This is a genomic window from Microcystis sp. BLCC-F209, assembly GCF_041928595.1.
Taxonomy (GTDB): domain Bacteria; phylum Cyanobacteriota; class Cyanobacteriia; order Cyanobacteriales; family Microcystaceae; genus Microcystis.
In genome coordinates, this window is record NZ_JBHFLL010000181.1 from 1 (window position 1) to 9937 (window position 9937).

9 protein-coding genes are annotated in these 9937 nt (G+C 44.3%); 4 read left to right on the forward strand and 5 right to left on the reverse strand.

All coding sequences use genetic code 11. From position 1 onward, the window contains the following. Window positions 1–413 precede the first annotated feature (413 nt). Entirely contained in the window at window positions 414–1133 is a 720-nt protein-coding gene (locus ACE1AQ_RS11425) for a heme oxygenase (biliverdin-producing) (RefSeq protein WP_008203209.1), read from the reverse strand. Between the two features lie 510 nt (window positions 1134–1643). Here ACE1AQ_RS11425 and ACE1AQ_RS11430 point away from each other — a divergent pair. Beyond that, the gene (locus ACE1AQ_RS11430; RefSeq protein WP_008203211.1) at window positions 1644–2384 is read left to right on the forward strand and encodes a response regulator transcription factor; all 741 of its coding nucleotides are present in this window, start codon (window positions 1644–1646) and stop codon (window positions 2382–2384) included. 279 nt (window positions 2385–2663) lie between these two features. Here the strand turns inward: ACE1AQ_RS11430 and ACE1AQ_RS11435 are convergent, their stop codons facing one another. Both ACE1AQ_RS11435 and ylqF read right to left on the reverse strand, forming a co-directional pair. After that, window positions 2664–4148, reverse strand: a complete 1485-nt coding sequence (locus ACE1AQ_RS11435) for a glutamate synthase subunit beta (protein WP_002731974.1) — start codon at window positions 4146–4148, stop codon at window positions 2664–2666. A 188-nt stretch (window positions 4149–4336) separates the two neighbouring features. Next, window positions 4337–5176, reverse strand: coding sequence for a ribosome biogenesis GTPase YlqF (gene ylqF, locus ACE1AQ_RS11440; protein WP_008203214.1), 840 nt, complete (start codon window positions 5174–5176; stop codon window positions 4337–4339). A 107-nt stretch (window positions 5177–5283) separates the two neighbouring features. On the opposite strand from ylqF, the gene ACE1AQ_RS11445 reads away from it, so the two are divergent. Together ACE1AQ_RS11445 and ACE1AQ_RS11450 are read left to right on the forward strand one after the other, a co-directional pair. Then, window positions 5284–5826, forward strand: a complete 543-nt coding sequence (locus ACE1AQ_RS11445; protein ID WP_149989871.1) for an NUDIX hydrolase — start codon at window positions 5284–5286, stop codon at window positions 5824–5826. Between the two features lie 122 nt (window positions 5827–5948). Beyond that, a complete protein-coding gene (locus tag ACE1AQ_RS11450; RefSeq protein ID WP_374808449.1) occupies window positions 5949–6890 on the forward strand; it encodes a hypothetical protein in 942 nt (313 codons plus the stop codon). 192 nt (window positions 6891–7082) lie between these two features. On the opposite strand, the gene ACE1AQ_RS11455 is transcribed toward ACE1AQ_RS11450, so the two are convergent. Next, window positions 7083–8024 (reverse strand): TIGR04168 family protein, encoded by a 942-nt coding sequence (locus ACE1AQ_RS11455; RefSeq protein WP_374808447.1) that lies wholly within the window; start codon window positions 8022–8024, stop codon window positions 7083–7085. Between the two features lie 328 nt (window positions 8025–8352). Here ACE1AQ_RS11455 and ACE1AQ_RS11460 point away from each other — a divergent pair, with 328 nt between their 5' ends. Continuing rightward, window positions 8353–8550, forward strand: a complete 198-nt coding sequence (locus tag ACE1AQ_RS11460) for a hypothetical protein (RefSeq protein ID WP_002784450.1) — start codon at window positions 8353–8355, stop codon at window positions 8548–8550. Between the two features lies 1 nt (window position 8551). Here ACE1AQ_RS11460 and ACE1AQ_RS11465 read toward each other — a convergent pair whose 3' ends face one another. After that, window positions 8552–9718: a cysteine desulfurase family protein gene (locus ACE1AQ_RS11465; protein WP_110545329.1), complete on the reverse strand. Its 1167-nt coding sequence runs from the start codon at window positions 9716–9718 to the stop codon at window positions 8552–8554. Window positions 9719–9937: the final 219 nt, after the last annotated feature.

A 9937-nucleotide genomic window follows, 5' to 3' on the forward strand; every position in this document is an offset into this window, starting at 1 on the left:
ATCATCGGAAATTTTGGGTCTGAAACCCCGCCGTTCTAGGTTGGCTTTACGTTAGAATTAAAAGGCCAGTCTCGAAAACCAAGTGGACGGCGCAGCACCTTGAAAACTCGGCTTAGGGGGTTCCGACCAGAAAAGCTTGGCCGGGTAAAAAGTCGCGCGCAACAAGTACAAGAAGCTATAGGCGGTCAACGTACCGTGGGACACACGGAATCGGGCTTCTGAAATGGGGCGAAAGTCTGTGGACTCTGTGTAAGACAGTACATGGTTTTTTAACTGTGGTATGCGACGGTGGTGGAAGCAGAAACTTAAATCGTGAGGTTTAGGAATCGCCGCACTTTTAGGGCGGCGAGGATGTCAAGGCTAACCATTACCCCAATTCCAGAATTTCCGTTTTTTTTAGGTTTTCTTGACTACTATTCGGCGGTGGCCAATCCGGTTTCGGTGCTGCCGGTGCCGCGACGACGGGTGAGAGTATTAAAGAGCATAATTCCGATCGCTTTGATCAGATTACCTTCCAACTCTTGGAACATTTTCATGTTCATGCCAAAAGCGGCGTTAGCTTCGGTGACAATGCGATCAGCCATGGCTTGATCTACTGGTAACTCGTCGAGGGTTTGACGATAGTGGTTTTTATAGGCTTTTTCGTCGGGAATATCTTTAAAATCATAGAAAGCTGTGCCACCAGTTTCCAGATTCATCGCTTTTTCGGCGATTTTTTTCAAGATTTGCCCCCCGGACAGATCGCCGAGATAACGGGTATAGGAATGAGCGACTAATAATTCGGGTTCTGTTGTGGCGATTTCCCGAATCCGGTCAACGTAGGCCTGACCTGCGGGAGATAAAGCGATCTCGTTGCGCCAATTTGGACCATAATAAAAATATAAATCCTGTTCTAGCGCATTTTTGCGATTGAGTTCGGTAAAACAGATTTTAGAAACGACGGGATGACTACGAAGTTTTTCCATCTCCTCCTCCATGGCCGAATAGACGAAGTAGAGGTTAGCCACCAGTTTGCGATAGGAAGTTTTTTCTACCACCCCCTTGAGAAAACACTTGACAAAACCGACGTTTTCTGCCATGGTGTGGGATTTTTTCGTGCCTTCCCGCAGTTGAGTTGATAAATTAACGCTCATATTATGATCACCTGTTTGGATGAGTGGAATGGATCGGGTTCGTTACAGATGCTTACTAAAACCGCCTATTTTGGTAGATTAAACTGAATCGAACGGTAATTTTATTAAGAATTTTTACAGTGCCGCCAGGGGAGCTGAGGGGGAAAAGTTAGGTCTAGAAGGACTTTGCCGCCGCTTGAAACCGCTATCGAGCCAGATGGCGCAATTGTAAAGATTAGTGAAAAACGGCTGCCTAGGTGAGCTTGGGGCGAGAGAGCGCATAATTTAGCACCAATATCAATTCTCGCCCAACATTCTTCACACTTCTTAGAAATTCTTAACATTCAGGAGACTTATATCAGCAAAATTTCACAAATTAAAACCGAATTTAGCAATCATGCTTATAATCAGTACAGGATTCTTTATGTTTCGCCAAACTCAACCCCTTGAGAGACAAAGCCATAGTTGCGATGTCAGCGAGAACACATTTAGCAACCCCCTACCCAAACCCTTAGTCATAACACTCTGGTAATGCCCCGAATACTTGTAATCGATGATGATCCTGCAATCGCGGAATTAGTCTCCATCAACTTGGAGATGGCGGGTTATGACGTTAATCCCGCAGAGGACGGGATTAAAGGCCAGGCCTTGGCCGTCCAGTTACAACCCGATTTAATCATGCTGGATTTAATGTTGCCCAAAGTCGATGGTTTTACCGTCTGTCAGCGTTTGCGACGAGATGAACGCACAGCAGACATCCCGATTTTGATGCTCACAGCCTTGGGACAAACCCAAGATAAAGTGGAAGGTTTTAACGCCGGTGCCGATGATTACCTGACCAAACCTTTCGAGGTGGAGGAAATGTTAGCTAGGGTGCGCGCCCTGCTCAGACGCACCGATCGCATTCCCCAAGCCGCTAAACACTCAGAAATACTCAGTTTTGGACCTTTAACCCTGGTTCCCGAACGTTTTGAGGCGGTCTGGTTTGAAGGTGTGGTCAAGTTAACCCATCTAGAATTCGAGTTACTCCACTGTCTTCTCCAACGTCACGGTCAAACCGTTTCCCCCAGTGATATTCTCAAGGAAGTCTGGGGATACGATCCCGATGACGATATCGAGACTATTCGGGTTCATATTCGCCATCTGAGAACGAAACTAGAACCGGATCCCCGTCATCCTCGCTATATTAAAACCGTTTACGGTGCGGGTTATTGTCTGGAGTTACCCACCAATGAACAGGTGGTGCTTGATTCATCGGCGGCAACAGTTTAAACAGGGAGCAATTGTCTAAATAGGCAATAGGGACAATTGTTTCCTCCCTCCTCCTCCTCTTCTCTTATGTTAGTTAGGGTTGGCTGAATAAATCTAAAAACCTTGTTGAATAAGACTTTTAGACTTTTTTCCCCTCAAAAAGTGCCAGCCATTGCGGGGATTGGGGGGAAAATTCAGGGACTTTTTCCCTGAAAATTAGGTAAAACCCTACACCCCACACCCCACACCCCACACCCTGCCCCCACAAAAAACTTTTTGCCGCAAACCCTAACTACTGGTTTAAGGTAAATCCGTCGCCCCCATCAAAAAGCGATCGCATTCCCTGGCAGCCCCGCGGCCTTCATTAATCGCCCAAACCACCAAACTTTGACCACGACGACAATCCCCCGCTGCAAAGACTTTCGGTAAGCTAGTGGCAAATTGACCGTGTTCGGCCTTGATATTGCTGCGGGCATCCTTTTCTAAGCCTAAATCATCGAGTAAAGGCTGTTCTGGTCCCAAAAATCCCATGGCCAATAGAACTAACTGCGTCGGGATGACTTTTTCTGTTCCTGCCACCGGTTGGGGGATAAACTGCCCTTTTTCGTTGCGTTGCCATTCCACCTGTACCGTGTGAATCCCCGTCACGTTGCCCTCGCTATCCCCCTCGAATTTAGTCGCTGTGGTGGTATAAACCCGGGGGTCATCGCCAAAACGTGCGGCCGCTTCCTCTTGTCCATAGTCCAGACGGTAGATTTTCGGCCATTCGGGCCAGGGATTATCGGCGGCCCGTTCCCGGGGCGGTTGCGGCATAATCTCTAATTGGGTGACGCTACGGCAGTTATGACGCAGGGAAGTCCCCACACAGTCGGTTCCCGTGTCACCACCACCGATAATTACCACGTCTTTACCCGCGGCCGAGATAAAATCCTCCCCCGGCTGTCCGTCTAGTAGTGCCTTTGTATTAGCGGTGAGAAACTCCATGGCGAAGTGAATGCCCTTTAATTGGCGACCTTCGATGTTTAAATCCCGGGGTTTGGTGGCCCCGGTACAGATAACCACGGCATCGTATTCGTTTAATAGGTCTTGGCTGCTGATATCCTTGCCCACTTCCGTGTTACAGACCATTTTTACCCCTTCCTGTTCCAGCATCTGGAGACGACGCAGAACCACTTCTTCCTTATCTAACTTCATGTTGGGGATGCCGTACATCAACAGGCCGCCGGGGCGATCGGCCCGTTCATAAACTGTCACCCAGTGACCGGCTTTATTTAACTGGTCGGCGGCTGCTAATCCAGCAGGTCCAGAACCGATCACGGCCACTTTTTTGCCGGTACGGATGGCGGGGGGATTGGCAGTAATCCACCCAGATTCCCAGCCTTTGTCAATAATCGAACATTCAATATTTTTGATCGTAACGGGGGGATTATGAATACCGAGAACACAGGAACCCTCACAGGGGGCGGGGCAGACTCTACCGGTAAATTCGGGGAAATTATTGGTTTTATGGAGGCGATCGAGGGCTTCTCGCCACAATCCTCGATAGATTAAATCATTCCATTCGGGAATCAGGTTATTAATCGGGCAACCACTGGCCATGCCACTAATTAGGGTTCCCGTGTGACAAAATGGTGTACCACAATCCATACAACGGGCGGCCTGATTGCGGAGTTTATCTTCTGGCATGGGAAGATGAAACTCATCCCAATTATGAAGGCGATCGAGGGGGGTAAGTTCGGAAGGAAGTTCACGCAGGAATTCGATAAAGCCAGTCGGTTTGCCCATAGTCTTTGTTATCTCTGTCGTTTATTCCCTATCTTCCTTCACAGTTCGATCGATCCTCGCAACTTTACCGATTTCTTTAATCTTATCTGAAACTCAGTGGACTAACAGGCGGTAATTTTGACCAATTCGGGAATTAACCGGTCTATTAGCGGCGACTATTGACCTAATTGAGTTAAAAACAGGCTATTTCAAGAGGAAGGGGGCAATTCTAAGGGGATAGCCCCGATTATTCCCTTCCGAAAATCATTGAGTAACTGCATGGCTGCCCTTTCTTTATCTTCTTGATATTTGAGATTGGCCAATTTTTCGATAAAATCCTCCCCGGTCATGTCTAGGGTATTCAACCCATAACGAGATTGTAAAAGTCCTTCATAGTTTAATTCTACTAATAAATCGACAAAAGCCGCCCCTATCCTTTGGTTATCATAACCAGCATCCCCAATATCCTCACAGATAGCTAATTTCACCGCATCCTTTTGATTATCTAAACGGGAAGGGATCACCCCCGGCGCGTCTAATAATTCTAAGGTGTCGGAAATTCTTACCCATTGTAATTGTCGCGTTACTCCGGCCCTGCGGGCGCTGGCAACGACTTTTCGCCCTAATAAACGGTTAATTAGGGCAGATTTACCCACATTGGGAAACCCAATCACCACGGCGCGCACTGGACGGGGTAACATTCCTCTTAGTTGGCGTTTTTGGTTAATTGCATCGCCAATTTTTTCCGCCGCTTTGATAATTGCTTTAACTCTTTCTCCCTGTTTAGCGTTAGTAAAATAGACGGTTTCTCCTTGACTTTTAAACCATGTTACCCATTGTTGCTGGGCAGATTCGGGAATCATATCGAGACGATTTAAGATTAATAAGCGCGGTTTATTGCCAATCCAATCGTCCACCTGGGGATGATGGGAAGCCAAGGGAATGCGAGCATCGCGCACTTCTAGAACCACATCCACGAGTTTAAGATGTTCCTTGAGTTTTCTTTCCGCTTTGGCAATATGACCGGGATACCATTGAATTAACGACATGGGAGATGGGAGTATAAAATTAGATCTTATCAGAAATAGTCCCTAGATAGCTATAATTATCTGAGAAAGAGTTTAGTAATTTCACTGCAATTATAACAGGATTGTCGATGACTAATTTAAAAAAATGGCAAATTATTAAATCTGAGCTAGTTTTTCATAATCGTTGGTGTCAAGTCCGTCAAGATGCGGTGAAGTTATCCTCTGGACAAGTTATCGATGATTATTTCGTTAATATTCGTCCTGAAATTGTGTTAGTTGTTCCAGTTACTGGGGATAATCAATTAGTTTTTGTTCGTCAATATCGTCACGGGGTTAAGGAAATTTTATTGGAATTTCCTGCCGGAGCAGTAGATGCGGGTGAAGATAATATTACTGCGGCAGCGCGTCGAGAATTCGAGGAGGAAACTGGTTATCAAAGTGATTCTCTAATCCCTCTAGCTGTTTTGTATGATAATCCTGTTAAAGATACTAACAGAATTCATATTTTTTTGGCTCTTAATGCTATCCCCACCAGTCAACAAAAGTTAGATGTTACCGAGGAAATTGAAGTTATTCTTCGACCTTTACAGGAAATTAATCCCCAAGAAATTACTGTCTCTGGTAGTTTAGCTGCTTTCTATCTAGCGAGGGATTTTTTAAAGCAAAATTAAGGAGTTATAGCAGTTATATTAATAGGGAGCCAGTTGTCAGGAGATTATTTTTATTTATTCTCCCCAATTCATAATTCATAATTCATAATTTATAATTCCCACTGTCTATGAGTAATTTTTTTATGATTGCTGGCTTTATTCTATCAGCTTATGCAATCGTTGCTAACGATTCCCTACAAACTTTAGGTACTTTTTTAAGTGCCAATGAAGAACGTCCCTGGTGGATTTTATGGCTGTATTCCAGTATAATCTTAGCCTCGATTTTTATCGCTGGTTGGTATATTAATCAGGGAGATGTGGCCTATAATCGACTAGAAATGATTCCCTTCCCAGAAAATTTTACTTGGATTTATATCGTTCCTCCCCTGGCAATTTTAATTCTCACCACTTGGGGAATACCCGTGAGTACAACCTTTTTGGTTTTAACAGTTTTTGCTCCCCAATCTCTAGATGAAATGTTAATTAAATCCGCTTGGGGTTATGCTCTTGCTGTTATAGTGGGGTTAGTCATCTATCGAATTATTTATCGATTAGAAAACTTTTTCCTAGAAACAGTTAATAAAGAACCTGAAAAAATCTGGGTAGTTTTACAGTGGTTATCCACCGGGTTTCTCTGGAGTCAATGGTTAATACAAGATTTCGCTAATATTTTCGCCTATCTTCCCAGAAAGTTAGCGGCAACATGGTTAGTTTTATCTCTAACAGTTATGCTACTCCTGCAAACCATCATTTTTATTAATCATGGGGGTCAAATCGAGAAAATTGTCACTAGCAAAACTAACGCCCATGATCTGCGTTCTGCAACAATTATTAACTTGATTTATGGCCTAATTTTACTGTTTTTTGTTGGCTATAATCATATTCCCATGAGTACCACTTGGGTATTTTTAGGTTTATTAGGAGGTCGAGAAATTTCTCTGACTTTAACCAGAGAAACCCCTAATTTAGCCGCCACAGGTAAACTGGTTTTCGGGGATGCCTTGAAAGCTTTTATCGGTATGATTGTTAGTGTTGCTATCGCTCTTGCTTTACCTCTACTCGCTCAAAAACTTAACTATCTATAGGGAATTATGAATTATGAATTATAAATTATGAATTATAAATTATGAATTATGAATTATAAATTATGAATTATAAATTATGAATTGGGGAGCTTTTTTTCAGTTATCAGTAAACAGTTAACTGAAACCTGACATCTGATAACTGATATTAGTGGTTGTACCGCATAAGATTAAGAAAAGGTCTATTTTCAAAACTTAAGAATAACAAGATTGGGGAGATAGGCGATCGATTGATGACCCGGAGTGATAAAGTTTTCTATTACTGATAATCTCAAAATTATCGTTCAACCAGATTAAAGATGCTTCTGTGACTAGACCTTCTTCAAGAGTGACTAGGGAAAAATTGCGAGATTTACCCTTATCGGAGTGGAGAATGCGAGGGACACTGGCAGCATTCAGATAAACAGTTCCCATCTCGGAAGTGACCACGGGATTGCGTGAACGGGAAGTAGTATGACGGAGACGGTGGTGCATATGACCGAAACTGACGAGAGGAACCTGTTTTCCTAATAGCTGTGCTTGTTCGATGGCCGCTGCTAAATCCGGATCCCCGTGGTCCCCTCCCAAGGGTTGCCAATCGCGACCACAGATAGCTTCCGCTTCCTTTCCCAGTCCGGCCGGACCATTGTGACCTAAAAAAATCAGGTTATTATAGGCAGTATCTTGAATATTAGCGATAATTTTGGCAGTAGATTCGGCAAAACTGCTGATATTATAGCGTTCTTGAAAAAATTCTCCATTTTTCCACTCGGAACCTCCCCAAGTAAAGGGACGACCCCCAACAATCGAAAGCTCTAAACTGGGTAGGTCTAGTTTTGAGTAACCCACATGAGCAACCCCTAATAATTCTAACTGGGCGGTGACACGATCTTCCTTGTTGCGATCGTAGGGACATTGTTTTCGTCCCCAGGGGGTGGCGCTATACCACGCGTCATGATTACCGAGAATAACGGCTTTTGGTAAGGACAAACTAGCAATCCGACCGACAACTTCTAGGGATTCATTGCCAAAATCGCCGACAAATAGGGCTAAATCCACTTGTAAAGCTTCTAGTGCTAAATTATCTTCTATTTCCCATTGGTCGTGAACGTCACCGATGACGGCGATTTTATAGGTGCGAGGGAAAGAACTTACCATTACCAGTTATCAACTATCATTTACCAGTAACGATCATAACTAGGATTGGCCGAATAAATAGACCTCTTGCAAAAATCAAAAATCTTCCTTTAGGTGAGGAGTCAGGAGCCAGTAGTCAGTAGTCAGGAGAATTAAGAATGAGCATTAATCAATTAAATGCTCTATTTAGTGATTTTATGCAATTTTATGCTTGTTTTTCTCATTTTTGCCCTCTCAAAAATTAATTATAGCAATTCTCTGGTAAAGATGTAAAGATTTAAAACAAAGTTACCCACAGTCATCGGTTTGTTTGTAAATTTAGATACAGAATTATCAGGGTGATCTGTGTATGTCTTTACTACAATACCGCACTACTGCCGTTGTTACTCGCCCCCAAGCAAACACATGGGTACAACTCAGAATGCTCCCCTCTCCATACAGCTTTGATGAAGCGCTACTACTCTGTGAACAGGATCAGGGCCGTTGGGTGGCATGGATTCCCGATTTTGGCGAAATTATCTTGATCGAAGGACAATTTGAGGGATAAACTAACTCTTGCTAACAATTAAGGCAGATAAACAGCGATCGATCACTTGTTTTAATACTAGAGCCGTCCAATCGATATCGGCGGTGCTGGTGTCCCTTCCCAGGGTTAAACGAATTCCCGCTAGTGCCTCTTGATCGCTGTAGCCCATAGCTTTTAAAATTGGACTGGGGGAAAGTTTGCCACTATGACAGGCGGATCCGGAACTAATGCCGATTCCTGCTAAATTAAGCTGACGAACTAGCTGTTTTCCCGTGATTCGACTGTCATCGTCGGGACGGACAATAAAGCTGACGTGGTGGGGTAAACGATAGAATCGGTCCCCCGTGGGCAGCAGATAAGGATAATCGGCTAAGAGGTCAAATAATCGATCTCGCAGGGCGATTAAACGCATTTTTTCGCTAATTAAGTCTTTTTGGGCTAATTCAGCCGCTAAACCGAAAGATGCGATCACTGGTACGGCTGGGGTTCCCGATCGCAGACCTTTTTCCTGGCCACCGCCCCGCAGTAATGGTAAAATATCGACGCCGGCTCTGATGTATAAAGCTCCCGATCCTTGCATTCCATAAATTTTATGGCTAGAAAGAGATAATAAATCTACGGGCAGTTTCCGCACATCAATATCGCATCTTGCCGCCACCTGCACCGCATCGGTGTGAAAAAGCACTCCCCTTTCTCTGGCAATGCTGCCCAATTCTTCAATCGGTTGTAGGGTTCCCACCTCACTTTGTCCGTAAATAATGGAAATTAAGACCGTATCGCTTTGAATTGCGGCTTTTAAGTCTAAAGGATTAACCCTACCTTGACGATTGACGGGAAGACGAGTAATTTGCCAACCTTGCTGCTCTAATTGTTTACAGGGTTCAGCGATCGCCGAATGTTCCACACTAGAAATAATTATATGACGGGGGCGGTTATACTGTTGAGCAACCCCGATAATCGCTAAATTATCGGCTTCCGTGCCGCCAGAAGTGAAGATAATCTGGTCTGGATTGGCATTAATTAACCCTGCTACCTGTTCTCTGGCCATTTCGATGACTGTCGCCGTATCCTGGCCCCAAGTGTGTAAACTGGAGGGATTGCCCCAATGATGCTGGAGAATAGTGGCAACCCGCTCGATTACTTGGGGATGAGTGGGGGTAGTGGCACTATAGTCAAGATAAATTTGCATTATTTTACAATCTGGGCAATGAGAGCCAAGGACAAGCAGCTATTTTCAGTTTAGCGGCTTAGGTTTAACACTCGATCGATTGGCTCTCCCAGCTTTGGTGGGTAAAATGTATTCTAAGATACATTTCTCAAGAGCGAGGGGGTGGAACGAACCACAAAGACACAAAGGACACAAAGATCGATCGATCCTATGTCAATTAAACTTATCACACAGAACCTA